Genomic DNA, 25865 nt, shown 5'->3' with positions numbered 1-25865 from the left:
TCTGTGCTGTGTGGAGCAAAATCGTTTTTTATCCTGTTATGTGTTTGTTGAGTGTGATTGTATTAGTCGCCTGTAAGCAGGCGTCCATATCAAAAGAGATGCCGTCATCGGATGCACAAACAAAACACCAACATTCACCGGGAAAACCAGGTGCTGCGGTAAGCTTGAAAAATTCGCAGCCGTTGTTTCTGACTAAAACGGGCATTTATGAGTATGGTATCGATTTACTTTCCGGGTTTTCGACGGGTTTAATGACAGTAACAGTATCTTCAAGCGGTACCGTTGAATTGATATCCACGCAATCACAATTTGAGTTTTCACCAGATGCATCAGGTGAGTATCACATTCCTTTAACAATCCATGTGCGTGAGCCGGGTCGGCACTATATCCAGTTACATATATCATTGAATGAAAGTGACAGGGTTTCTACAAGAGCTCTTACCTCAATAGTGCAGGTAGGTGAATCTTCTTCCAAATTACAGAAGGCTACGCAGGCAAGTTCAGCGTCAACAGAGAGTGTTATTTCGTTGCCGGCACAAGAGACTATTTCTCCACAATAATTCAATGCGAGTCCCGCTTTGTTATAATGGCCAGCAAGCACTGGCCATTTTGTTTTTTAATGAGGAATTTTTATGTCAAATCAACGACTGCCCGCTGAATGGGAGCCACAAGATGCTGTGCTCTTGACTTGGCCACATAAAAACTCGCCATGGGATTGGATTTTGGATGATGTGGTCGAGCTCTATGAAGCATTGGTGACCGTTATCTGTGATTATGCCGATGTCATTATTGCAGTTCCTGAAGAGCAACTCGAAGAAGTGCGTAAACGTCTTGAGGATATGGGAGCTCCGCTGGAGTACATTCACCTATATCCCTGCATGAGCAATGACAGTTGGGCGCGAGATCATGGGCCATTAACCGTTATCACTCCTGAAGGATTTAAATTGCTTGATTTTAAATTCAATGGATGGGGAAATAAATTTCCTCATGATTTAGATGATCAAATATCACGGCAGCTTTTTTCAAAAAATGCTTTCCCTTGCGCACAAATTGAAAGTCATGAGTGGGTACTCGAAGGCGGTTCAATTGAAACCGATGGCGAGGGTACTTTATTAACAACATCATCATGTTTGTTAAATAAAAACCGTAACCCGGAATTGGCAAAACAAGACATTGAAGAACGTTTAAAATCTGCGTTTGGTGTTCAAAAAATTAACTGGTTAGATCATGGTTATCTTGCGGGTGACGATACCGATAGCCATATTGATACATTAGCGCGCTTGTGCCCTAACAATACAATTGTTTATACCGCCTGCGACGATGAAAGCGATGAGCATTACATCGAACTGAAAAAAATGGAGGCGCAGTTAAAAACATTTACAAATGCGGCAGGGCAACCTTATCGACTATTGCCTTTGCCGTGGGCCGGTGTTGTATTGGGTGAGGAAAGTGGTGAGCGCTTGCCATCAACGTATGCCAACTTTTTGATCATCAATGAAGCAGTATTAGTTCCTATTTATAATTTACCTATGGATGAAGATGCTCTGGAAGTAATTGCACAGGCGTTTCCGGGGTATGAGGTATTCGGCATTCCCTGTTCAGCATTGATTGAGCAGGGCGGGAGTTTGCACTGCATCACTATGCAAATCCCAGAGGGCGTGTTGTGGCAAATTCCCGACGGGGCATTGGAGTTGGTGTAATGCAAAATAATTTCTCTCAGAATAAAGCCAAAAAGACATTGAAGGTTGGCGTAGTGCAACAATCTTGCACAGCAGATATGGATGCAAATTTTTCAAAAACGTTACAGCAGATCAGGATGCTTGCTGGACAAGGAGCAGAATTGATTGTGTTGCAAGAGTTGCATCGCGGGTTATATTTTTGCCAGCAAGAAATTGCACAACATTTTGACCTTGCAGAAAATATTCCTGGGCCAAGCACCCAAATATTGGGGGAACTGGCAAAAGAATTAAACTTGGTTATTGTTTCCTCGCTTTTTGAAAAGCGTGCGACCGGGTTGCATCACAATACTGCAGTAGTAATCGAACGCGATGGTAGTATTGCAGGTAAATATCGCAAAATGCATATTCCTGACGACCCAGGGTATTACGAAAAATTTTATTTTACTCCCGGGGATCTAGGGTTTCATCCAATCCAGACTTCAGTTGGAAAATTGGGCGTATTGGTGTGTTGGGATCAGTGGTTTCCAGAAGCTGCACGTCTGATGGCAATGGCTGGAGCTGATTTACTTGTGTATCCCACTGCAATAGGCTGGTCATTAGGTGAGGATAAAGCAGAGCAAGCTCGCCAACGCGATGCGTGGATTACAGTGCAGCGAGCTCATGCGATCGCAAATGGATTGCCTGTTGTTAGTGTGAATCGTGTTGGGTATGAGCCAGACCCTGCGGGCGGTGAAGGATTATTATTTTGGGGCAGCAGTTTTGTTGTTGGGCCACAAGGTGAGTTTTTGTTTACGGCAGGGGTCGATCAGGAGCAAAGTGTAGTTGTTGATGTTGATCTTGAGCGCAGTGAAGAGGTTCGTAGGATGTGGCCGTATCTTCGTGACAGGCGTATAGACCATTATGGCGACCTATTGAAGATATATCGGGATTGACCACTATAAAAGCCGTTTTTACGGCTTTTATAGTTTGATCAGTCAAAAAAGAAGGTTTAAATTATTTCTGGTTATCGTATCCATTTGAACTAAACTGAAGACAATTTATTAACGTTGTGACATTCAAAAAAACCAACACTTATGGATTCATCCCATTCGTTTATTGATTCGGTTTCCCTATCTTGCGCGCAAGGGGATACGCCATGTAAATTCCAGCAGGAGTTGGAGCTACTACGTAAAGAAATAGATTCTTTAAAAGAACAGGTCAGAACGGATGCGCTAACTGGCCTCTATAATTATCGTTTTTTTTCTGATGCCTTGCCTCTTGAAATGGAGCGTGCGCGCCGTTCCTTTCAGCCGTTATCCCTGATTGTTCTCGATATCGATCATTTCAAAATGTTTAATGATCGATGGGGGCATGAGCTTGGTAATCAGGCATTGGTGCATATCGCTAAACTAATTGGATTAACATTTCGCAAACTTGACTTGGCGTGTCGTTTTGGTGGTGAAGAATTTGTTATTTTATTGCCGAATACCGATCTGCGTCAGGCATCGCAGGTTGCTGAACGTTTGCGTGAAACTATAGCTTCTACACCACTACCGTACGGGCAAGAGTCTATATCCATAACTGCGAGTATTGGTGTCGATGAATTTCGGGGAAACCACAGTGATTCTCCGGAAGGTTTTTTGGAAAGGGTAGATGCTTGGTTGTATCAAGCAAAACATGCTGGCCGTAATTGTGTAAGAGGTCCGCAGATTGAATCTACCGAAACTATCTCTACAGTTACTCTTGAAGAAAAAGATGCGCTCTTTGGCGTTTTTGGTGATACCGCTGATCAGTGATTAAAAAGGTGTTTTTATGTCTTTCCCCAAAATTGGTAATCTTGCTCCATCATTTAAATTGAAAAATCAGGCTGGTGTCGATGTTTGTCTAAAGGACTTCAAGGGTAAAAAAAATGTTGTTGTTTATTTTTATCCTAAAGCATCTACTCCTGGGTGCACCGTTCAGGCCTGTGGTGTGAGAGATACGCGCACAGAATTTGACTCTTTGGATTCTGTGGTATTAGGAATAAGCCCGGATGCGCCTGCAAAACTGCAGAAGTTTACCGATAAATATGATCTGAACTTCGACTTGTTAGCGGATGAAGATCATGCAGTTGCTGAGCAGTATGGCGTTTGGGGGCTTAAAAAATTTATGGGGCGCGAATTCATGGGGATTTTGCGTACGAGCTTCATAATTAATAAAGAGGGCCGATTGACACATATATTAGACAAGGTTAACACCAAGACTCATGATCAAGATGTGCTCAATATTTTGCGCAATGGCATTTAAACCTTCTTTGATATAATTTTGCGAAATAAAAAGCCGTAGCTTTGATTGGAAATCATACACATTTCTCTTTGTTTCAAATAAAGTTCGTCTATAATCCTTTTTAGTTGAGTGTAGAGATAAACTCACCGATGATTGTTGATAATTTGGTGGCCTTCGTTCTCATGAAGGGAAACACTCCTGATCGATTTCATAAATGCCCTTGATTGGCAAAGGAGACGCCTGGATGATTCAATTACAGCGAATTTACCGTAACAGTGAGCACTTTTCCGAAAACTCTTTTGAAGGATCTGAAGTCAGATCCTACGCAGAGTATCTTTCTATGGCGGAAATCCCGAAGTTTGAAGGGGTGTCTGCACGGGTAATTGATGCCTTGAAACAAAGAGTTGGCCGAGATGATCTTTCAATTGACCGCATAGCTGAAGATCTCAAACTATCCAAGCGAACTTTACAGCGCCGTTTGCAGCAGCAAAATGCAAATTTTGCACAACTACGCGATGTGCTGCGCTTCCATTATGCAATCAAATATCTTATCGATGAGCATATGAGTGTGGATACTGTTTCCAAGGCATTGGATTTCTCCGACCGTACTAGCTTTACGAACGCGTTTAAGCGTTGGACAAGCTTGTCTCCGAGCGTATTTCGAAAGTTGTTCCGCGACTATGCATAGATTTTCTAAAGCCTCGTATATTCAGTGCTAATTGCCTGCTTCTTTTAAAACAGGTAGAGTTGGTGCTTTTATTCTACGAGGTTAGTTTCATGAGTTTCTTTATAGCATCCGCAATGGCTCAAGCTCAAACAGCTCCAGCTCCGCAAGGCAATCCAATGATTACTTTGCTGATGTTTGGCGGTATGTTCCTGTTCATGTACCTTCTGATCATTCGCCCGCAGCGTAAGCGTCAAAAGGAGCATCAAAATTTGGTTGCGGCTTTGGCTAAAGGGGACGAAGTCATAATGACCAGCGGCATGCTCGGAAAAATTCTTAAAGTGGATGACAATTATGTTGTGCTTGAAACTGGCAACAATGTTGAATTGAAGTTCCAGAAAGTGGCTGTACATGCGGTCTTGCCGAAAGGCACTATTAAATCTATTGAATCAGCCTGAGTTAATGGCTGTTGAAAAGGGGCTTCGGCCCCTTTTTTATTTCGTTAGTTTTTTGCGCTTTTGTGAGGCTTTATGGATCTTGTCCAACAATACGTAAGCTGGCTCAATGGATTGGTGTGGGGTGTCCCTATGCTGATTTTGATTCTGGGCACCGGGTTATTTCTGATGATTGCCCTGAAGGGCATGCCATTATTACGTTTATTACTAGGCTTTCGTCTGATGTGGACGGGAAGAATTAAAGGTGATGCCTCTACTGGAGATGTAAGCCCATTTCAAGCGTTGATGACATGCCTATCAGCAACTGTAGGAACTGGAAATATCGCGGGTGTTGCAACCGCAATTTTTCTTGGTGGTCCGGGCGCATTATTTTGGATGTGGTGTACGGCTTTGGTGGGGATGGCAACCAAATATTCTGAGATTGTACTGGCAGTACATTACCGTGAGAAAGATGAAAAGGGTGAATATTGTGGTGGGCCTATGTATGCCATTAAAAATGGATTGGGAAAATCCTGGGCTTGGTTAGGGTTCCTATTTGCCATTTTTGGCGGGCTTGCCGGGTTTGGTATTGGCAATATGGTGCAATCAAACAGTATGGCAGAGGTTATTGAATCGTCATTTCATGTAGAACGTTGGGTAACAGGATTGGTTGCAGCTGTTATTGTGGCTTTGGTTGTTCTTGGTGGTATCAAGCGCATTGCAAAAGTATCTGCATCTTTAGTTCCTTTTATGTGTATCGGTTATGTACTGATCTCCGTAGTGGTTTTAATTGTGTACATTGATCGAATTCCTGATGCATTTACACTGATATTAACGCATGCATTTACTCCTGCTGCCGCTACTGGTGGTTTTGCTGGTGCTGCCGTTTTAATGGCGATGCAATATGGAGTTGCACGCGGAATTTTTTCTAATGAAGCGGGGTTGGGAACTGCGGGTATCGCACAGGCTGCGGGGACAACTGATAATTCTGTACGCTCGGGTTTGATTGGAATGATAGGTACATTTATCGATACTATCATTATTTGTAGCATGACTGGGCTTGTCATTATATGTTCCGGTGTTTGGACAAGTGGTGTAAAAGGCGCGAGCTTATCGACTGCAGCATTTGAATCTGCATTGCCTGGTGTTGGTAGCTATTTGGTTTCAATTGCACTAATTATTTTTACATTTACCACGATGTTGGGTTGGGGCTATTACAGTGAGCGGTGTTGGATATATTTAGCTGGGCGGAAAACAGTATTGCCATTTCGTGTCTTTTGGGTTGTGGCAGTGTTTGGCGGTGCGATATTTCAATTGGATTTTGTATGGTTGCTTGCAGATACATTGAATGCCCTGATGGCATTGCCCAATTTAATCGCATTATTGTTGCTTAGCCCTGTAGTCATAAAATTAACCAAAGACTACTTTGATTCAAAGTAGTTGTGCCTTTTGCGCACTTTACTTGGTGCTGATTTATAAACAGTTTGTGGGGCGAGGTAGGCCGGCAACTTTGCTAGCTATTCTGGCTGGGCTCGGTGGAAATAATTGTAGTAGGTAGATGCTTTTGCCTTTTTCTGCCCCCAGTTTTCTTTCGGCGTACTTTACAAGTGCCCTCATTGCGGGTGATATTTGATATTCGCGGTAAAATTCTTGAATTAAATTGATAATCTCCCAGTGCTCATTAGTTAGAATAATATTATCTTGTGCTGCCAATGCTTGAGCTATCTGGGTATTCCACTGTTCCAAATCAATAAGATGCCCATCATTATCCAGTGGCACATCGTGTCCTGCTACGATCATTTTTTAATACCAGCTTTGTACACAAGAATAATGAAGCGTTAGTTGAACAAATTTACTGTAATCGGTTAGTTGAATGCCCTTTGTTAATTTTTTCTCTATTCCTCTGGCATTTACGTCTGCTCCTAATACAAATACTGATATACCATTGTTCATTGCTGATTGTAGCTCTTGGATACAGGGCGTGGATTGAATTGCTCCAAATACGCCGTCTTCAAGCAATAAAATCCCATCATTTTTTGTGCATACTTTTAAGCATGAATTGAGCGTGCTGCTTGTAAATGGCGATTTATTGACCGTGTGAAGAATACTCATCATTAGAAGCTCATAAGTTGATCTTGCTCATTTAGCAAAGCTGCTACATTCTTGCTGTTGAGTAATCGTAAATTATCAAAAATAAGTTCATCCACAGTAATACCTCTTTCATTCAACGATTCTTCGTGGGCATAAATATTCTCTACTCCGTATATGGGTAGTGCTTTTAGCGTAGCACTTATGTTTTTTTGATCGATTTTCTGGCTTTGCTGATTTTTAAGTAATTGAAAAACACCATCATCCATAAATAAATAGCTAATATCTTGATCATAAACAGCGCCTGCTAAAGCGATATCAATAGCTTCTCTTGCGATACTGTTTCCGTAAGGCGCATGACGACTGATGATAAGTATTTTTTTTTTCATTTTGCTAACCAAAGCTAATTAGCCTGTCAGATGTTGCTGCAGCTTCTATTAATTGCCCTAATCCACTTATCGAAAATTCGTTAACCAGATTATGTGAGTGTTTGTTGTAACGTTGAGCTTCGCGCTCATCAATAATGCCGCGCTTCAGCGCGGCAGCAATGCATACAACTATGTCCACATTATAGTTTTTTGTAAGTTCCTGCCAAGCGTGTTGCAGATCAAACTCATCTTGTGGTGGTATTGTTAGGTTAGATGCATTGTGTACGCCATCTTGGTAAAAAAAGACGCGATGTAGATGATGACCTTCATTTAATAGTGCAACGGCAAATTGATAGGCGGTGTAGCTTGCTTGCGAAGAGTAGGGTGCTGAATAAACTGCTAATGAAAAAATCATATTAAATTTGATCCAAAAAAATAAGGCTCCCTTCGGGAGCCTTAGATGGATATTGCGGTAGATTACTCATCACTGCTTATGCCGAGTAAGTGCAACAAACTAGTGAACAAATTCACTATGGATAAAAACAAGCTGGTGGTCGCCATAATGTAATTGGTCTCTCCACCGTGAATGATTTCGCTGGTTTGATATAAAATGAGTGCAGACATTAACAATACAATACCTGCAGAGAAGGCTAGTTGTAAGCCTGAGAATTGATAGCCAAAAAATGCAGCACCCAGTAAAAATACCATTACTGCTAGCATTACCATCATACCTACAGCAACAAATCCGCCAAGAAAGTTAAAGTTTTTACGTGTTGTCAATACATAAGCTGATAAGCCGATAAACACCAATGCGGTGCCGCCGAGGGCTTGCATGATAATGGCTGAACCGTTCGCCATACTCAGGTATTTATTAAGAATTGGCCCAAGGCCAGCACCAATCAAACCGGTAAATGCGAAAACAACCAATAATCCTGCTGAAGAATTTGCTGTTCGTGGCAATACAAACCAAATAAGCGCCATCGCTACTAGGCTCATAATAAGTCCGGCACCATGACCTAACCCTGAGGCCATCGCGATTCCAGCGGCAATTGAGCTAAAGGCCAGAGTTAATCCTAGCAGCATGTATGTATTGCGTAAAACTTTGCTGGTTTCGGTCTGGCTGAGTTGCGTGGTTTGGATGTTATAAACTTCTTGCATAAAACCCTCCGTAATCATTAAAAGCTTAATTTCGAATGATCATACAAAGATGCAATCATAAAGCCAAGTTTTATCACAGCTTTGGATTCGCCTACTAAGACAATAAAAATGAATGGGTGTTGCATTTTAGAAGGGCTAAAAAATAAAAAAGCATCAGTTTCCTGATGCTTTTTTACGATTTGTTGTTCAATCAAATATGGCGGAAGGGCAGGGATTTGAACCCTGGGTAGGCTCGCACCTACGCCGGTTTTCAAGACCGGTGCATTAAACCACTCTGCCACCCTTCCGAGTGCGACGAATTATACAGAGCTTTTTTTATTGGGCAAGTGGAATGCAGAATTTTTATAGCTAAATATCGCAAGGAGAAAAACTTTTGGATGGTTTCTGAGTATAAAAAAGCCGAATTGTTTCCAATTCGGCCTTTAGCGATGTTTGGCTAAATACTTATTCGTTATTGCTGCGTTTGGCTAAACGAGGGTCATTGAGTGGCCGACTCAATGGTCGAGGATTATGATCAACGCTTGGGGGTAGGCTAGTATCGAGCGCTCGCGAAGTTGGGCTATCTATAGTTTCAGTGATGATGTTCACTCGGTTTATAGGTTTGGGAGCTTTGCGGGGGTCATTACTTGCTCTGACAGACATCGCTACTGAAAAATCAATCTTTGTCGTAGTTGGGTATTGTGGAGTTTCAACCTCTACATCCACACTACTGCTCACTATTGCTTCTTCAGTTGTTGGTAATCGTGTAGTTACCTCTGCATTCTCTGCATTAGATTTCAATTCCACTGTAGTGTCAGAGGGTGCACTTTCCTCTATAGCCTCTGTCACTGCAGCAGTGGCAGAGTTTGATCCTGAATCATGATCTAAAAGTGGTTCTATCGGGATTTCTTTTTGAGCATGTGGTTCCAGGGTTAATTCTGGAGCTGCCTTGACTGATTGGCTCTGCATAGCGTGTTCGGCTATGGCAGCAGATATCTGTTGGGCGAGCTGTGCAGATTCACTTAAAACCTTAGGTTCTTCAGGTTGTGCCTTAGCCGAGTTCGGCGCTTCAATCGCGTCCTGACTTAAGCTGTTATCTTGCCCTGCTGTTTCAGCGTCGTTGTGGCGACTACGACGACGTTGTTGCGAACGCGTACGACGGCCAGCCGGACGTTTGGATGGGCGTTGATCATCGGTGTCATCAGGTAACTCAACTACTTCATTGACTGTAATAGCATCAACCGGAGATTGCTCTTCCTTATTGGTGTTGGCTGAACGTCTATTGTCACGATCATTGCGCTGATTGCGACTGCGTTGTTGGCGAGAGTCATCTTCGCTTAATTGTTGGTCACGTTGTTGATCTCTGTTGTGGCGTGGTTTGCGCGCTTCCGTGTTATCACGTCTCTCTTGGTCTCGCGCTGGTTTGCTATCGGTTGCATGGCGATGCTCCAGATTATCGATGATTTCACGATCTTCCTTGCGGTCTTTATCGCGACGGTTGCGGCCATCACGGCGATTGTTGCGTGAGCCGCGGCGATTGTCTCGTTTGTGATCCCGCTTGCCCTTGCTCTCTTCTTTTTCGCTGCTGAAAATTCCGGTAATAGAACCAATCAGGCGAGAAAACAGGCCTGGTTTTTTGATGGGTTCGGGGGCTGGCTGGCTTGGGCTGCTGGGTTGTACGAGCGGTTTTGGTGCGATGAAAGGTTTTGCTTGAAGATCTTCCTCTTCATCTTTGGCTTCATCAACATGGCCGACAATTTTATAACTAGTTTCCAGTGTGCCTTCATCATCATCACGTAAGCGCTGAACTTCAAAGTGAGGAGTCATCAGATCAGCATTGGGCACAATCACTACGCGCGTATTATTGCGAGACTCGATGCTGGAGATTGTTTTACGCTTTTCGTTGAGCAAATAGGTTGCAACAGATACAGGGCAAATTGCGCGGATTTCTGCGCTGCGCTCTTTTTGCGCCTCATCTTCTACCAGGCGCAGAATCGAGAGTGCCAAAGAGCGCGTACCGCGAATGGTGCCTACGCCGTCACAGCGAGGGCAAATCTTGGAGTGTGTTTCACCTAGTGATGGACGCAGGCGTTGACGTGACATCTCCATCAGGCCGAAGCGTGAAATGCGCCCAATTTGTACGCGTGCGCGATCCATCATTAATGCATCGCGTACGCGGTTTTCAACTTCGCGCTGGTTGCGCACAGGCTGCATGTCAATAAAGTCGATGACAATAAGTCCACCCATATCGCGTAGGCGCAATTGACGGGCAATTTCATCGGCAGCTTCGAGGTTGGTTTGTAGTGCAGTTTCTTCAATATCGCCGCCTTTTGTTGCGCGCGATGAGTTGATGTCGATCGCAACCAAGGCTTCGGTGACATCAATAACAATAGATCCGCCAGAGGGCAGTTTAACTTCGCGCTGGAAGGCAGTTTCAATTTGCGACTCAATCTGATAGCGATTGAATAATGGTATGTCATCCTGATAAAGCTTCACTTTACTGCGGTAGTTCGGCATCACCTGTTGAATAAAGCCGGCAGCAAGATCAAAGGCTTCTTTGTTATCAACGATAACTTCACCTACGTCTTGGCGCAGATAGTCGCGAATCGCGCGAATAATGACGTTGCTTTCCTGAAACAGAAATGCGGGTGCGGCTGAGTTTTTAGCGGCGGTGGAAATGGAGTCCCACAGTTGAAGGAGGTAGTTCAAGTCCCACTGAAGCTCTTCTGCGCTACGGCCCACGCCTGCAGTACGGATAATGACGCCCATTCCATTTGGAACTTCTACCTCGCCCAGAGCATCTTTCAATTCGGCGCGGTCCTCCCCTTCGATGCGACGGGAAATACCGCCTGCGCGAGGGTTATTGGGCATCAATACAAGATAGCGGCCGGCCAGACTGATAAAGGTGGTAAGAGCTGCGCCTTTATTGCCACGTTCTTCTTTGTCAATTTGAACTATGACTTCTGTGCCTTCCTTGAGTACATCCTTGATCTTGATGCGACCATCAGAATCGCCAGAATTTTTAGTGAAGTATTCGCGAGAAATTTCTTTTAGAGGGAGGAATCCATGACGCTCTGCGCCATAGTCAACGAAAGCAGCTTCCAGACTCGGCTCTACCCGAGTGATACGACCTTTGTAGATGTTGGATTTTTTTTGTTCGCGGTTGCGATTTTCGATGTCGAGATCGTAAAGCCATTGGCCGTCGACCAGGGCTACGCGCAACTCTTCTGGTTGAGTTGCATTAATAAGCATTCTTTTCATGTGTTACCTAATTGTCTGAAGCATCGGTTTCGACGTGACAATCAGTGCTAGCACGGCAGTGTTTTGCGCAACCTTATGGACTGATACGCTACCCTATACTGGGCTCGCATCAGCGGTTGGTGGGTTTGGTGTCCAGTTTCACAGTGTTATCGCTTTGCAGCGGCTGTGTTAGTGGTTTGAATACCCATTTGGCTCATTTTTACCAGCTTGAATTGGCTGGTTTTCCTATTTGTAGTATCGGTCAAAGTGATGCGCCATCCTGCGGCGACCGGGTTGTTAATTTTTTCATCTCTGGTTGACGGGAAAGCAGTAGTGAAAATGTGAAATTTTCAAATTTGTTCCCAGTCAGGCAGTTGGATTCAATACTTCAACTGCAAGATTAAATATGCAACCTGCAAAATTGGCTTCGGACAGGGTTTCAAGCAAGGCGAATTGTCCAGAATTTACAAATAGAACGTTATTTAGAGTTCAGCAAAACAAAAAACAGTATTAACAATGAGAGCAACGTTGGTTGATGCAATTGTTAGGGCGTTCGGCAAGTCAGGCTTGCAGTCTGCCGTTGTCAGTGTCAACTAAGAGTGCGGGTGCATATTCAATGTTGGTTATGCATACCGGCAACTCCTGCTGTCAGCGGTATTTCCTTAATGATGCGCCTGTTTACTATGCGCTACCCGGAAACCAGCCTGTATCAGCCGCTTGAATATAGCAGCTATGCCTTTATGCGGCAATTAAATCAGTGATTTACCTGCTTTTTCCATGACGAGATGATTGCCTTGATGTGGTGTTGGTCGGGGATCAGGTATTATTGCCACCATGAAAACATTGACCGAAACAGCGGGTGATCCCGCAAAAAACCAGCCATTTGCTCAAGTATCGTTCATTTCTATTGATGAGGAACATGCTGGGCAGCGTCTGGATAACTTTTTGATCGCCCGCCTCAAGGGGGTGCCCAGATCAAAAATTTATAACGTGATTCGCAAGGGTGAGGTGCGAGTTAACAAAAGCCGTATAAAACCTGAATATAAATTAATGGCAGGGGACTTGGTTCGGGTTCCTCCTGTTCGAACAGCAGAAGCAGGAACGGAAGCCAAGGCGAGTCACCAAATGATGGCGTTGTTAGCCAAATCAATAGTATTTGAAGACAAGGGGCTGCTAGTTGTTAATAAGCCGCCAGGTTTGGCTGTTCATGGTGGTAGCGGTGTTACCTTGGGATTGATCGAAACACTCCGCCAGATGCGCCCGGATGAGCACCACCTTGAGCTTGTGCATCGCTTGGATCGTGATACATCAGGTTGCATTATGATTGCCAAAAAACGCAGCTACTTGCGTCATCTGCAAGCCGCATTGCGGGAAAAATCAGCTGGCGAAGAGGGAGGGGTTGTCAAAATTTACAAAGCCTTGGTTATTGGAGATTGGTCAAAGGTTGCATCTAGAGTTAACGCGCCCCTGCTTAAAACAGTTGTTGCGGGCGGAGAGCGGATTGTAAAAGTGCACCCTGATGGCAAGCCAAGTCTTACGGAATTCAAGCTGTTGCAACGTTTTGATGGGTTTAGTTTGATAGAGGCGCGCCCGATAACAGGGCGAACGCATCAGATAAGGGTGCATGCACAGTATTCAGGGCACGCTCTCGTTGGAGATGAAAAATACGGGGATGACGAAGTCAATGTCCTGATGCGAGAAAGGGGGGTTAAAAGATTGTTTCTTCATGCTTCTTCCTTATCTTTTTACTTGCCTGACTCGGAAGAGTTGGTTCATGTCGAGGCACCTCTTCCTCCGGACTTGGCGGTGCCTCTTTCTTGTATGGCTCAATTAAACGATAGTCGGACGAAATAGTCCTTATTTGGAGTGGTAATTGTTATTGATTTTTGACTGGGATGGTACTTTGAGTGATTCGAAGGCCAAGATTACGACATCTATGCAGTTGGCGGCGATCGATATGGGGTGGGATCCGTTGGATGACCATCATATCCACAACATCATTGGCTTGGGGCTTCCCGAAGCGATAGCGCAATTGTATCCCGACGTGGATGCGTTTGGTCGCTCATGTCTGCGTGATGCGTACGCCCGGCACTTTTTGGCTCTGGATGAGGCGCGTCCTTCTGATTTTTTCCCGGGTGTTATCGATGTCCTGAATAAGTTAAAAGAGGACGGGCATATTTTAACGGTTGCCACCGGTAAAAGTCGTAAAGGTCTTAATCGTATATTGGGTGTCTTGGGGCTTTCCAGCTTCTTTCATGCAACTCGCTGTGCGGATGAGACGGCATCCAAGCCAAATCCTCTGATGCTTCAGCAATTGCTGCGCGAATTTGGCATGGACGTAAATGACGCAGTAATGATTGGTGATACGGAATACGACATGGATATGGCGCGTCGGATAATGATGCCTCGTATTGCGGTCAGTTATGGGGCTCATGATATAAGCCGCTTGCACAGCTATGATCCAGTAGTGTGTCTGGACCAGTTCGATCAATTGCTGTCATGGGGGCGCTTGGGTTAGTGGGCCAAGGGGGATACCCCTTCATTTTCCAGCATTTTGGTTAGAGTGATCAGCGGCAAGCCGATTAGTGTATTTGGGTCATCACCGCTAAGTTTTTCGAAAAGGCATATACCTAAACCTTCAGCTTTAAAGCTTCCGGCGCAGTCATAGGGTTGCTCTTTGTTGAGATAATTGGTGAGTTGCGTTCTGGTTAATGGGCGGAACTTGACGCTGTAACGTTCAACAGTTGTTTGGGTTCTGCCTGTTGCGCTGTTGAGTAGACACAGCCCCGTCAAAAACCAAACTTGTTTTCCGCTGAAGCTTTCTAGTTGAGCCAAGGCGTCTTCATGATTAAGTGGTTTTCCAATAATTGTGTCAGCTATGGTAGCAACTTGATCTGAACCAATAATCAAGTGGTTAGGGTAGCTGTTTGAAAGTGCACGAGCTTTTTCTTGGGCAAGCCTGAATGCCAGGTCGGTTGGTTTTTCTTCCTGCATTGGTGTCTCGTCAATATCAGGTGATATTGAGTCGAATTCGAGCCCCAATTTGCCCAATAATTGCTTTCTGTAGGGGGAGCTGGATGCCAAAATAATGCGGTTTTTGTGCATTTTTGATGTCGTCGTAAGAGTTTAAACGCTATATACAGGATAAATCTTACTGCAAAACTACTAAATGCCGCTATTTGACCAGTTTTTCTTTGACACTAGTAGCTGATACCCCTATTATGCCGCGCTTATGTTTAAGCCCCCTTCTTACAAAATTTTGCCTCGGCAGGGCGATCCTCGAAAATTCGCACAACATGGCGTGACTTTGGAGGGTTATATTCCTGTTTCAGAACTCAATCGCATAGTTGATGCGACCGAAAGTTCTGAAGGTGAAGTGGCTGTGAATCTTGAGTTTACAGTCAGTGAAGAAAGGAAAAAGGTCATTACTGGAACGGCAAACGCTGAGCTATCTTTAATTTGCCAACGCTGTCTTGAGCCAGTTATTGTCCCGGTTAAAAGTAATATTTCGCTTGCGGTTGTATGGGATGAAGAAGAGGCAAATAACTTGCCTAAGCATCTTGATCCATGGATAGCAGGCGAAGGTGTGGCAGATCTTTACGAGATGATCGAAGAAGAGCTGCTGCTAAGTTTACCTGCTGTTGCCTATCATCAGGAGTCATGCCTCGACGGCAATTTGTACTCCAGTGGTAAGCCGGTTGAGGTGAATAAAGAGAAAAACCCATTTCAAGTGTTGGAACAACTTAAGAGCTCGCCGAAATCCTGAGGCGCCTCGGTTCCAGCGAGTCAGTAAATAGGAGCTAACCATGGCAGTTCAACAAAACAAAAAATCCCGTTCCAGACGTGACATGCGTCGTTCACACGATGCATTGACTGGCCCAACATTGTCAGTCGACGCTACCAGCGGCGAGAAACACCTGCGTCACCATGTGACTGCTGATGGATTCTATCGTGGCCGTAAAGTAATCGACAAAGGTAGCGACGAGTAATTTATTACTCTCGACAGCAGCATCTTGTCGGCAAGAATTCGAATAGCGGTTGACGCTATGAGCGGGGACTTAGGTCCCCGCGTTGCTATTTCTGCTGCACAAAACTTTATTGCCCAGTTCTCCGATGTCGATTTGGTGTTGGTTGGCGATCAAACCCAAATCCGTTCTCTGCTCTCGCAATCCTCTGAATTACTCAATCGTATAACCATTGCGCACGCTGATGATGTTGTCCGCATGAATGATGATCCTTTAATGGCGTTGCGTCAGAAAAGAGCATCATCGATGTGGGTGGCATTGGAAATGTTACGCAACAATCATGCTGATGCATGCCTAAGTGCTGGCAATACTGGTGCACTGTTAGCAATGTCTAAGTTCTTGATAAAGACATTGCCTGATATTGAGCGCCCGGCAATTTGCAAATCTATGCCAGTAGAGAATGGGAATACCTATTTGCTGGATTTAGGCGCTAATTTAAATTGCTCTCCTGTGCAATTACATCAGTTTGCATTGATGGGGGCTGTATTGGCTGCAAATGTTTCGTCTTCAAGCCGTGCGCGTGTGGCACTGTTAAATGTTGGTACAGAGGATCAAAAAGGCACCGATGTTTTACAAGCCGCTCATGCTTTGTTGAAGACAGAGGCTAAATTTAATTATGTTGGTTTTATAGAGGCTGACGCTATTTTTAGCGGTGCAGTCGATGTAATTGTGTGCGATGGTTTTAGTGGCAATATTGCTTTGAAAGCAAGTGAAGGCGTTGCTCGATTTATTTCAAAAAGAATTAATTCAATTATTCAAAAAAGTTTTTTGACAAAAATCCTGGCGGTTCTAGCGTCGTCATTGTTGAAGCTCCTGCGCAATGAGTTGGATCCTGCTTTATATAATGGGGCTACATTTCTGGGGCTTCAAAAAACAGTAATAAAAAGCCATGGAGGCGCAAACGAAAAGGCATTTTTGCATGCTTTGATTGTGGCCCGTGAGCAGGTACTTCAGCGGGTTCCCGCACGGATACAACAAGCATTCACTGAACATTAATTTCCAGCAAAATAGAGAAACATCAATATTATGACGACTCAACATCTTGCATTTGTATTTCCAGGTCAAGGTTCTCAGAAAATTGGTATGCTGGCGGAGTTGGCCGCTGAGTTCCCGATAGTCGAACAGACGTTTGCTGAAGCTTCAGCTGTTCTAGGATACGATTTGTGGGTATTGGTACAAACAGGAGCGCAAGAAGACATCAATCTTACGGAACGTACGCAGCCCTTGCTACTCGCTGCCAGCGTTGCTATTTGGCGTGTATGGCAAGAAAAAAATGGTGCGCAGCCAGCCCTGTTGGCTGGCCACAGTTTGGGAGAGTGGTCAGCGTTGGTTTGTGCGGGCGTAGTTGACTTTAAAGATGCTGTAAAGCTTGTGCAGCAGCGCGGTAAATTTATGCAAGAAGCTGTGCCTGCTGGACAGGGTGCGATGGCTGCAATTATTGGGCTTGATGATGTATTGATTCTGGATGCGTGTAAAAAAGCAGAACAGGGTGAGGTGGTATCAGCGGTTAATTTTAACTCTCCTGGTCAGGTTGTGATTGCTGGCTCTGTTGCTGCTGTAGAGCGCGCGATTGCTCTGTGTAAAGAAGCAGGTGCAAAGCGCGCCTTGCCTTTGCCGGTGAGTGCGCCGTTTCATACTGATTTAATGCGCCCAGCAGCGGAGAGACTGGCTGAGCAAATTAATGGAACACAATTTTCAGCGCCTTCTATTGCTGTTGTGCACAACGTTACTGCTGCGACAGAATCTGATCCCGAAAAAATAAAGGCGTTGATGATCGAGCAAATTTATAGTCCGGTGCGCTGGGTTGAATGCGTGAATAATATGGTTGCTCAAGGCATCACTACCACATTGGAATGCGGTCCTGGAAAAGTATTATCTGGTTTAAATAAAAGAATATGCGTGGACTTGTCTACCGTTTCTGTGGAGAAGCCTGAAGAGCTGCAATCGACGCTGACTAACTTAGCGTAAAAATTAATTTGATTTGAAAGGAACGTATGATGAACCTGATCGATAAAGTTGCTTTGGTTACGGGTGCTAGTCGCGGTATAGGTGCTGCGATTGCTGAGCAATTAGGCAAAGCTGGTGCTGTAGTAATTGGTACTGCTACAAGCGCTGCTGGAGCAGAAAAAATTTCTTCAAATTTTGCTGCTTTGGGTATTCGTGGTGCAGGGAAAGTGTTGAATGTCACTGACGCTGATTCAGTTGCTAATTTATTAAAAGAAGTTGGTGACGAATTTGGTGCACCAGCAATTTTGGTAAACAATGCTGGTATTACGAAAGATAATTTATTAATGCGTATGAGCGATGATGAGTGGTTCGATGTCATTAATACTAATTTGAGTGCAATTTATCGGTTGAGCAAGGGTGTTTTGCGCGGAATGATGAAGGCTCGCTGGGGGCGGATTATTAATATCAGTTCTGTTGTCGGAGCGATGGGAAATCCTGGGCAGTCTAATTACGCTGCAACCAAAGCAGGTGTGGCGGGCTTTGCGCGCTCATTGGCTGCGGAAGTAGGTTCCCGCAATATTACTGTTAATACAGTAGCGCCGGGCTTCATCGATACCGACATGACCAAGGTGTTGCCGGATGAACAAAAACAACAGTTGCTTTCGCGTATTCCTTTAGGACGTTTAGGTTCGCCAGAGGAGATTGCAGGCGTTGTTGTATTTCTCGCCAGTGATGCTGGGGCTTACATTAGTGGTGAGACGATTCACGTTAATGGCGGCATGTATATGTCGTGATTTTTTGAGGATAACTTATTGTTTTTAATGGGTTATTTTCTAAAAGTTAAAGTTTTTTGCCTCTTGGCATTACAACAACCAGAAAATCGATGTAAAATGCGCGTCGATTTTGACCGGAATGCTCAGCTTGGTGATATTTGTGCTTAAGCTGTTTGGTGTTTCGAACATATAACCACTAGGAGTTACATAACATCATGAGTAGCATTGAAGAACGCGTAAAAAAGATCGTTGCTGAGCAACTGGGTGTGAAAGAAGAAGAAGTTAAAAACGAAGCTTCTTTCGTCGAAGATCTGGGCGCTGATTCTTTGGATACCGTAGAGTTAGTAATGGCTCTCGAAGAAGAATTCGAAACTGAAATTCCGGATGAAGAAGCCGAGAAAATCACTACCGTGCAATTGGCTATCGATTACATCAATGCCAACTTGGCATAAGTTGCCAGTTTGGCGTAATTTGATTATTAGCTGATTTCAGTTTCTGAAAAGCCGTATTATTGCAAAATAGTACGGCTTTTTCTTTTGTGCTTCGCAGGAGAACATCAAACGTGTCACGTAAAAGAGTTGTTGTTACTGGTCTGGGTATGATCAGTTCCCTGGGTAATACCGTCGCTGATACTTGGCATGGCATTGTTAATGGTAAAAGTGGCGTAGCGACTATTTCGCACTTCGATGCCTCCGCATTTACCACGCAATTTAGTGCATCTGTCAAAAATCTGGTGGTGGATGATTATTTCCCCAGCAAAGAAGCGCGCAAAATGGATTTATTCATCCAATACGGCATGGTGGCAGGAATTCAGGCGATCCGCGATGCAGGATTGGATATCACGGAAGAGAATGCAGGTCGAATAGGTGTTTCAATCGGTTCTGGTATCGGTGGTATAGGTACAATTGAAGAAGGCTCTTCAACTTTGGAAAATAAAGGGCCACGGCGCATTTCTCCATTTTTTGTTCCTAGCGCAATTATCAATATGATCTCAGGCAATTTGTCGATCATGTATGGCCTGCGTGGTCCGAATGTGGCGATAACAACAGCCTGTACGACGGGTACGCACAGTATTGGCTTTGCTGCCCGTATGATCCAGTATGGTGATGCTGATGTCATGATTGCCGGTGGTGCGGAGATGGCTACAACACCCCTCGGGTTGGGTGGTTTTGCTGCCGCAAGAGCTCTGTCTACCCGTAACGATAATCCTCAAGCGGCAAGTCGCCCGTGGGACAAAGATCGCGATGGCTTTGTTTTAGGTGATGGTGCAGGTGTTTTAGTTCTTGAAGAATATGAGCACGCCAAGAAGCGTGGAGCCAAAATATATGCCGAGTTGGTTGGTTTTGGTATGAGTGGAGATGCATACCATATGACTTCACCACCGGAAGATGGCTCAGGCGCTGCTGCATCAATGCGCAATGCGATTTTAGATGCAAATATTCCGCTTGAATTGATCAATTATATCAATGCTCACGGCACTTCCACGCCAGCAGGTGATAAAGCTGAATGTCAGGCGGTGAAATCGGTTATGGGCGCAGCAGTTGGGCAGGTGGCAGTGAGCTCAACGAAGTCAATGATTGGGCATTTGTTGGGAGCGGCAGGTGCTGTTGAGGCGATTTTCAGTATTTTGGCGATTCGTGATCAGGTTGCTCCGCCGACGATTAACCTCGATAACCCGGAAGACGGCTGTGACATCAACCTTGTGCCTCATACTGCGCAAGAGCGTAAAATCGAAGCAGTATTGTCCAATTCGTTTGGTTTCGGTGGGACTAACGGCTCGCTGATTTTCCGTAAACTGTAATAATTGCAGTTTTTACGTTAAAAAATAGCGCCGGGTTGGAGACAGCCCGGCGTTTTTATATAGGCTTCGATTATGTCAAGTAATCTACCTTTGATCAGTGTAAATGGTGTGCTCGATGCGGCAATATCACCGCTTGATCGGGGTTTTGCTTATGGCGATGGGATTTTCGAAACTTGTCGAATGCATCAAGGGAAAGTGCCTCTTTGGGATTACCATTGGGAGCGTCTGGAGCAAAGCGCCAAGTGTTTGAAAATCCCGTTGGATAAACAACGGCTTATTCAGTATCGCGATGAGTTGATTAATAATGTCGATTCTCATGCTGTCACAGATGCGATTGTAAAAATAACTCTAACTCGGGGTATTGGTGGTCGTGGCTATCGTTTGCCTGAGTGTCCGGAACCGACTTATTGCATTGGGATTTTTCCTGGGGTTGGGCTTCAGTCACCACCATTTATTAATGGTGTAAGTGTTCGTGTCTGTGACCTACGCTTGTCTTGCAATCCGATCCTTGCGGGAATGAAGCATCTCAATCGACTCGAACATATTTTGGCGCGCTCGGAATGGCTTGATGAGTTTGCTGAAGGGATCTTGTTAGATGAAAAAGGGCGAGTAATCGAGGCGACGGTAAGCAACATATTTGTTGTAAAAAATGGGCAACTCTATACATCTGATCTCTCCATGGCTGGGGTTGCGGGCATTATGCGTCGCTTCATTCTTGAAAAGATTGCACCTGCTACGGGTTTGGTTACACACATTATTGAAATGAAGTTGGAGTTTTTGGCGGAAGCGGATGAGATTTTTCTCTGCAATAGTGTCTTTGGAATTTGGCCGATAAACCATATATTTTTTGGTTTTCAAGCGTTGCCAGAATTAACAGACTCTTATTATCGGCAGTATCAAATCACACAAAAACTACAAAAGAATCTTCTCTCCCTCTTGGAAGAATGATAAGCACGTACCTTATGACAAAAAAATTATCGCTGACGACAAAACTATTAAGTTTATTGTGTGCTCTAGTATTGATTGCCATGTTAAGTGTTGTGGGGGCATGGTTTTATTTTCAGAATTGGCTGGTATCACCTTTACCTATTCCTGATGACGGATATTCCTATGAGTTAAAGCCTGGTCAGTCGCTGGGGCATCTTGCTCATGATATGCGACTAAAAGGTGCCTTGGATCATCCGCGTTTATTGAGGTTGTATGCGCGGTTTAGTGAGACCAATAAAATACATGCCGGAGAGTATTTTTTCCCTTTTGGAACAACTCCAAAAACCATGCTGGAGAAGTTAGTAAAAGGTGATGTGATTTTATATCAGGTTACGATAGTGGAGGGTTGGACGGTTAAACAAGCTTTCACCGCTTTAGCAAACGAGCAACATATCCAGCATACCTTGGCAGGCAAAACACCCGAGCAACAATTGGCACTGTTAGGTTTACCGGTTGACAATTTGGAGGGTTGGATTTTTCCGGATACCTATCGTTTCAGTCGCAATACTCCCGACGTGGATATTATTCGCAATGCTTATCAGAAAATGAAATTATTGCTTGATGATGAGTGGAGTAAAAAAGCACCTGACTTACCTTATAAAACCCCGTATGAGGCCTTGATTATGGCTTCCATTATTGAGCGTGAAACAGGGCATCACAGCGAGCGAGATAAGATAGCGGGTGTGTTTGTCCGGCGGTTGCAGCAGGGAATGAAATTGCAAACTGATCCTACCGTGATTTACGGGATGGGCGCGAACTATCTTGGTCGGATTACACGTAAAAATCTTGAGGAGCCAACGCCATACAATACCTATGTTATTGAAGGTTTACCTCCTACTCCAATCTCATTGCCCAGTGCAGCTTCTATTCGCGCAGCGCTGAATCCAGCATCAGGGAGGGAGCTCTACTTTGTTGCTAAAGGTGATGGAACTAGTGAATTTTCGGAGACTTTGGATGAGCATAATCAGGCGGTCAGGCGATATCAGTTGAACCGTCGTAGTGATTATCGTGCTGCACCACCTCCGCCCACCAAAAACTGAGTGTTTTTTAGTCTTTTTTGTGCATTGCAGACGATATTCAAAGTGAATAGCAAGGTATGAAAAAAGCGGTCAAATCAGTAGAATAACCCCAATTTTTGCGATTTCGTTCGATAGTGGCGAGGTCGCGTTCAAATCACGAATCATCCTATGGATTTGTTATCTCATGAGCGACAATCATTCTTCGATTGCAAACAACGATACCGCTGACGCAAAAGTCAAACCTTTGCATTTTATCCAACAAATTATCCGCAAAGATCTGGAGCAGGGGCTTCACAATAAAATTGTGACCCGCTTTCCTCCGGAGCCAAATGGTTATTTGCATATTGGTCACGCCAAATCTATCTGCTTGAACTTTGGTATGGCAGAGGAGTTTGGTGGTGCATGTAACTTGCGCTTTGATGATACCAACCCCGAAAAAGAAAACGAAGAATTCGTCAACTCCATTATGGAAGACGTAAAGTGGCTCGGTTTTGCATGGGATGGAAAAGTGAAGTACACGTCGGATTATTTCGATCAGTTGTACGAATGGGCAATTCACTTGATCAAAAATGGTCTGGCATTTGTGTGTGATTTGAGTGCTGAGCAAATGCGCGAATATCGCGGTACGTTAGTTGAGGCTGGAAAAAACAGTCCTTATCGCGATCGATCTGTTGACGAAAATCTTGCGTTATTTGAAAAAATGCGAGCAGGTGAGTTCGAAGAAGGTGCTTGTTCGTTACGCGCAAAAATCGATATGTCGTCGCCCAATATTAATTTGCGCGATCCCATTATTTACCGCATTAAAAAAGCACATCATCATCAAACGGGCGACAAATGGTGTATCTATCCTTCGTATGATTTTGCTCATGGACAAAGTGATGCGATTGAAGGAATTACACATTCTATTTGTACCTTGGAATTTGAAGATCATAAACCACTTTATGACTGGTTCATTCAACATTTGCCTGTACCTGCAGTGCCACGCCAATATGAGTTTGCGCGTTTGAATATAAATTATGCGGTGACCAGCAAGCGCAAATTGAAACAGCTGGTTGATGAAGGCCATGTGGACGGTTGGAATGACCCGCGTATGCCGACGATTTCTGGCATGCGTCGCCGAGGATTTACTCCTGCATCACTACGCAACTTCTGCGAACGTATTGGTGTGACTCGTTCGGACGGCGTAGTTGATGTAGGTATGCTGGAGTTTTGTGTTCGCGATGACTTGGATAAAAACGCACCGCGGGCAATGTGCGTATTGCGTCCCTTGAAAGTAACCTTGACTAATTATCCAACGGATAAAGTTGAAATTCTTACGGTTCACAATCACCCGAATCGCGATGATCTTGGCGATCGTACTATCCCATTTAGTCAAACTGTTTATATTGAGCAAGAAGATTTCCGCGAAGAAGCTAATAAAAAATATAAACGTTTGGTATTAGGTAAGCGTGTTCGTTTGCGTGGTGCCTATGTCATTGAGGCCGATGAAGCAATTAAAGATTCGACAGGAAATATTATCGAAATTCGCGCGCGCATTATTGAGGGAACCTTGGGTAAGGATCCAGAAGATGGCGTGAAACCTAAAGGTGTTATCCATTGGGTTTCTGCAGTGCAACATCTGGATTGTGAAGTACGTTTGTACGATCGTCTGTTTAATGATGAGGCACCTGATGCAGGTGGTAAAAACTTTTTGGATGCAATGAATCCAAACAATTTGGAAATCCTGCAAGGCTGCAAGGCGGAAATTAGTTTGAGTAAAGCTGCTGTAGGCAATAGCTTCCAGTTTGAGCGTCAGGGCTATTTCTGTTTGGACAGTAAATACAGCACCGCAGATAAACTGGTATTTAATCGCACGATCAGTTTGAAAGACAGCTTCGGCAAAGAAGAGCAGGAATAATATGCTACAGATATACAACACCCTTACACGTCAAAAAGAAATTTTTAAACCGATTCATCCCGGTAAAATTTCTATGTATGTCTGCGGTATTACGGTTTATGACTACTGCCATATTGGTCATGCCCGTACTTCGATTGCTTTCGATGTTATGGCGCGTTTTTTACGCAGCCAGGGTTGGGACTTGAACTTTGTACATAACATTACCGATATTGACGATAAAATTATTCGCCGCGCCAATGAGCTCGGTGAAAAATTTGACGCTCTGACCAAGCGTTTTATCGATGCTATGCATGAAGATGAAAGAGCGCTTGGAATATTGCCCCCTAGTATAGAACCGCGCGCTACCGAGTTTATTGGTCCTATTATCGAAATTGTCGAAACCCTTATCCAAAAAGGCCACGCCTACGCTGCAAAAAATGGTGATGTCTACTATCGCGTCACCAGCTTTGATGGTTATGGAAAATTATCCAACAAAAATATCGATGAGCTCCTGGCGGGCGCGCGTATCGAAGTTGACGAAATCAAAGAAGACCCTCGTGATTTTGTGTTGTGGAAGGCCGCTAAACCGGGAGAACCGTCATGGTCATCGCCTTGGGGTGAAGGTCGCCCAGGCTGGCATATTGAGTGCTCTGCCATGGCGAAAAAATGCTGTGGAGATCAGCTGGATATTCATGGTGGCGGTGCTGACTTACAATTCCCTCACCATGAAAATGAAATTGCACAGAGTGAAGCAGCTAACGGACACTCTTATGTGAATTACTGGATGCATGTGGCTCCATTGCGTGTAGATGGTGAAAAGATGTCCAAGTCGTTAGGTAATTTTTTTACCATCCGTGATGTGCTAGCAAAGTACCATCCTGAAGTGGTCAGATTTTTTCTGATTACCAGCCACTATCGCAGCCCTATTAATTACTCAGAAGATAGTTTGGTTGAAGCGCGAGCGGGGCTTGAACGTTTCTATGCTGCACTTCGTGAGTATGTGGCTGTTCCAGCAGCGGAATTATCGGCAATTTCAGGTAGTCAGTATTATGCCGCGTTTGTAGATGCGATGAATGATGACTTTAATACTCGTGTCGCGTTAGCAACGATGTATGATCTCGTGCGCGAGCTAAACAGTTGCGAAGCAGGATCAGAAAAAGCGACTCAGCTGGCGAGCGAATTAAAAGCACTGGGTTCAATTCTTGGTATTTTTCGTTTTGATCCTACAGAGTTTTTACAATCAGGTGCTGGCGATCAAATTTCTGCTGATGAAGTTAATGCCTTGGTCGCAGAACGTATTCAGGCTAAAAAAGACAAAAATTATGCTCGTGCCGATGAAATCCGCAAACAATTAACCGCGAATAAAATTGTGATTGAAGATGCTAAAGATGGCACTACCCAATGGCGACGTGAATAAGGGTCGATCTTGATGAATGAGCAATTATTTAACGACTATGCATTGCACTGGGCGGGTGGATTTTTGTGCATCTATGTACTGGTTCAGCTGCTGGTTTCCAAGCATCCGCGCTTCCAGTTTTTATCGCCAATCCAGAAGAGCATAGCGGTTAAAATCATAGCCATAT

General features: G+C 44.3%; 28 protein-coding genes and 1 tRNA gene. 21 read left to right on the top strand and 8 right to left on the bottom strand.

The window, feature by feature from the left end; genetic code table 11:
• The first annotated feature begins 8 nt into the window (after nt 1–8).
• The 8 genes from VC28_RS07305 (at nt 9) to VC28_RS07270 (ending at nt 6461) form a co-directional block, all read left to right on the top strand.
• Nucleotides 9–560: a hypothetical protein gene (locus tag VC28_RS07305; RefSeq protein ID WP_049630064.1), complete on the top strand. Its 552-nt coding sequence runs from the start codon at nt 9–11 to the stop codon at nt 558–560.
• A 72-nt stretch (nt 561–632) separates the two neighbouring features.
• Entirely contained in the window at nt 633–1700 is a 1068-nt protein-coding gene (locus tag VC28_RS07300; protein ID WP_049630063.1) for an agmatine deiminase family protein, read from the top strand.
• Nucleotides 1700–2611 (top strand): carbon-nitrogen hydrolase, encoded by a 912-nt coding sequence (locus tag VC28_RS07295; protein WP_049630062.1) that lies wholly within the window; start codon nt 1700–1702, stop codon nt 2609–2611. The genes VC28_RS07300 and VC28_RS07295 overlap by 1 nt, the downstream gene beginning before the upstream one ends.
• Before the next feature lie 141 nt (nt 2612–2752).
• Nucleotides 2753–3454, top strand: coding sequence for a GGDEF domain-containing protein (locus tag VC28_RS07290; protein WP_082191441.1), 702 nt, complete (start codon nt 2753–2755; stop codon nt 3452–3454).
• A gap of 16 nt (nt 3455–3470) precedes the next feature.
• Nucleotides 3471–3944, top strand: coding sequence for a thioredoxin-dependent thiol peroxidase (bcp, locus tag VC28_RS07285; RefSeq protein WP_049630061.1), 474 nt, complete (start codon nt 3471–3473; stop codon nt 3942–3944).
• Nucleotides 3945–4167: 223 nt separating this feature from the next.
• On the top strand, nt 4168–4611 hold the full coding sequence (locus VC28_RS07280) for a helix-turn-helix domain-containing protein (RefSeq protein WP_049630060.1): 444 nt from the start codon (nt 4168–4170) through the stop codon (nt 4609–4611).
• Nucleotides 4612–4700: 89 nt separating this feature from the next.
• The gene (gene yajC, locus VC28_RS07275) at nt 4701–5045 is read left to right on the top strand and encodes a preprotein translocase subunit YajC (RefSeq protein WP_049630059.1); all 345 of its coding nucleotides are present in this window, start codon (nt 4701–4703) and stop codon (nt 5043–5045) included.
• 129 nt (nt 5046–5174) lie between these two features.
• Nucleotides 5175–6461, top strand: a complete 1287-nt coding sequence (locus VC28_RS07270; protein WP_369799025.1) for an alanine/glycine:cation symporter family protein — start codon at nt 5175–5177, stop codon at nt 6459–6461.
• Between the two features lie 33 nt (nt 6462–6494).
• On the opposite strand, the gene VC28_RS07265 is transcribed toward VC28_RS07270, so the two are convergent.
• From VC28_RS07265 to rne, 7 genes are all read right to left on the bottom strand, one after another.
• On the bottom strand, nt 6495–6821 hold the full coding sequence (locus tag VC28_RS07265) for a TusE/DsrC/DsvC family sulfur relay protein (protein WP_049630057.1): 327 nt from the start codon (nt 6819–6821) through the stop codon (nt 6495–6497).
• A gap of 3 nt (nt 6822–6824) precedes the next feature.
• Nucleotides 6825–7136, bottom strand: coding sequence for a sulfurtransferase complex subunit TusB (tusB, locus tag VC28_RS07260; protein WP_231591671.1), 312 nt, complete (start codon nt 7134–7136; stop codon nt 6825–6827).
• Entirely contained in the window at nt 7136–7498 is a 363-nt protein-coding gene (gene tusC / locus VC28_RS07255; protein WP_049630056.1) for a sulfurtransferase complex subunit TusC, read from the bottom strand. The genes tusB and tusC overlap by 1 nt, the downstream gene beginning before the upstream one ends.
• 4 nt (nt 7499–7502) lie before the next feature.
• The gene (gene tusD, locus VC28_RS07250) at nt 7503–7892 is read right to left on the bottom strand and encodes a sulfurtransferase complex subunit TusD (RefSeq protein WP_049630055.1); all 390 of its coding nucleotides are present in this window, start codon (nt 7890–7892) and stop codon (nt 7503–7505) included.
• A gap of 62 nt (nt 7893–7954) precedes the next feature.
• A complete protein-coding gene (locus tag VC28_RS07245) occupies nt 7955–8635 on the bottom strand; it encodes a Bax inhibitor-1/YccA family protein (protein ID WP_049630054.1) in 681 nt (226 codons plus the stop codon).
• Nucleotides 8636–8832: 197 nt separating this feature from the next.
• Nucleotides 8833–8922: transfer RNA gene (locus VC28_RS07240), tRNA-Ser, on the bottom strand.
• Nucleotides 8923–9079: 157 nt separating this feature from the next.
• Nucleotides 9080–11875, bottom strand: a complete 2796-nt coding sequence (gene rne, locus VC28_RS07235) for a ribonuclease E (protein WP_049630053.1) — start codon at nt 11873–11875, stop codon at nt 9080–9082.
• Between the two features lie 813 nt (nt 11876–12688).
• Between rne and rluC the strand changes: the two genes are divergently transcribed.
• Both rluC and VC28_RS07220 read left to right on the top strand, forming a co-directional pair.
• Complete coding sequence (gene rluC, locus VC28_RS07225) at nt 12689–13708, top strand: 23S rRNA pseudouridine(955/2504/2580) synthase RluC (RefSeq protein ID WP_049630051.1); 1020 nt, start codon at nt 12689–12691, stop codon at nt 13706–13708.
• A gap of 19 nt (nt 13709–13727) precedes the next feature.
• On the top strand, nt 13728–14372 hold the full coding sequence (locus tag VC28_RS07220) for an HAD-IA family hydrolase (protein ID WP_049630050.1): 645 nt from the start codon (nt 13728–13730) through the stop codon (nt 14370–14372).
• Here VC28_RS07220 and VC28_RS07215 read toward each other — a convergent pair.
• Nucleotides 14369–14959: a Maf family protein gene (locus tag VC28_RS07215; protein ID WP_049630049.1), complete on the bottom strand. Its 591-nt coding sequence runs from the start codon at nt 14957–14959 to the stop codon at nt 14369–14371. The genes VC28_RS07220 and VC28_RS07215 overlap by 4 nt on opposite strands.
• Before the next feature lie 127 nt (nt 14960–15086).
• On the opposite strand from VC28_RS07215, the gene VC28_RS07210 reads away from it, so the two are divergent.
• The 11 genes from VC28_RS07210 to cysS all read left to right on the top strand — a co-directional run bounded on the left by VC28_RS07210 (nt 15087) and on the right by cysS (nt 25699).
• Nucleotides 15087–15620 carry a YceD family protein gene (locus VC28_RS07210; protein ID WP_049630048.1) on the top strand — a complete coding sequence of 178 codons (534 nt, stop codon included), beginning with the start codon at nt 15087–15089 and terminating at the stop codon, nt 15618–15620.
• A 40-nt stretch (nt 15621–15660) separates the two neighbouring features.
• Complete coding sequence (gene rpmF / locus VC28_RS07205) at nt 15661–15843, top strand: 50S ribosomal protein L32 (protein ID WP_049630047.1); 183 nt, start codon at nt 15661–15663, stop codon at nt 15841–15843.
• A gap of 24 nt (nt 15844–15867) precedes the next feature.
• A complete protein-coding gene (plsX, locus tag VC28_RS07200; protein ID WP_049630046.1) occupies nt 15868–16875 on the top strand; it encodes a phosphate acyltransferase PlsX in 1008 nt (335 codons plus the stop codon).
• A 30-nt stretch (nt 16876–16905) separates the two neighbouring features.
• On the top strand, nt 16906–17847 hold the full coding sequence (fabD, locus tag VC28_RS07195) for an ACP S-malonyltransferase (RefSeq protein WP_049630045.1): 942 nt from the start codon (nt 16906–16908) through the stop codon (nt 17845–17847).
• 29 nt (nt 17848–17876) lie between these two features.
• Nucleotides 17877–18620, top strand: a complete 744-nt coding sequence (gene fabG / locus VC28_RS07190) for a 3-oxoacyl-ACP reductase FabG (RefSeq protein ID WP_049630044.1) — start codon at nt 17877–17879, stop codon at nt 18618–18620.
• Between the two features lie 194 nt (nt 18621–18814).
• Nucleotides 18815–19051 carry an acyl carrier protein gene (acpP, locus tag VC28_RS07185; RefSeq protein ID WP_012487300.1) on the top strand — a complete coding sequence of 79 codons (237 nt, stop codon included), beginning with the start codon at nt 18815–18817 and terminating at the stop codon, nt 19049–19051.
• 110 nt (nt 19052–19161) lie between these two features.
• Nucleotides 19162–20400 carry a beta-ketoacyl-ACP synthase II gene (fabF, locus tag VC28_RS07180; RefSeq protein ID WP_049630043.1) on the top strand — a complete coding sequence of 413 codons (1239 nt, stop codon included), beginning with the start codon at nt 19162–19164 and terminating at the stop codon, nt 20398–20400.
• 72 nt (nt 20401–20472) lie between these two features.
• The gene (gene pabC, locus VC28_RS07175; protein WP_049630042.1) at nt 20473–21348 is read left to right on the top strand and encodes an aminodeoxychorismate lyase; all 876 of its coding nucleotides are present in this window, start codon (nt 20473–20475) and stop codon (nt 21346–21348) included.
• A 14-nt stretch (nt 21349–21362) separates the two neighbouring features.
• Nucleotides 21363–22427, top strand: a complete 1065-nt coding sequence (gene mltG / locus VC28_RS07170) for an endolytic transglycosylase MltG (RefSeq protein WP_049630041.1) — start codon at nt 21363–21365, stop codon at nt 22425–22427.
• Between the two features lie 163 nt (nt 22428–22590).
• Entirely contained in the window at nt 22591–24303 is a 1713-nt protein-coding gene (locus VC28_RS07165; protein ID WP_049630040.1) for a glutamine--tRNA ligase/YqeY domain fusion protein, read from the top strand.
• A 1-nt stretch (nt 24304) separates the two neighbouring features.
• Nucleotides 24305–25699 (top strand): cysteine--tRNA ligase, encoded by a 1395-nt coding sequence (cysS, locus tag VC28_RS07160; RefSeq protein ID WP_049630039.1) that lies wholly within the window; start codon nt 24305–24307, stop codon nt 25697–25699.
• Nucleotides 25700–25865: the final 166 nt, after the last annotated feature.

The organism is Cellvibrio sp. pealriver (assembly GCF_001183545.1).
In the GTDB taxonomy this organism is placed as follows: domain Bacteria; phylum Pseudomonadota; class Gammaproteobacteria; order Pseudomonadales; family Cellvibrionaceae; genus Cellvibrio.
This window is presented reverse-complemented; position numbering and strand designations above follow the sequence as displayed.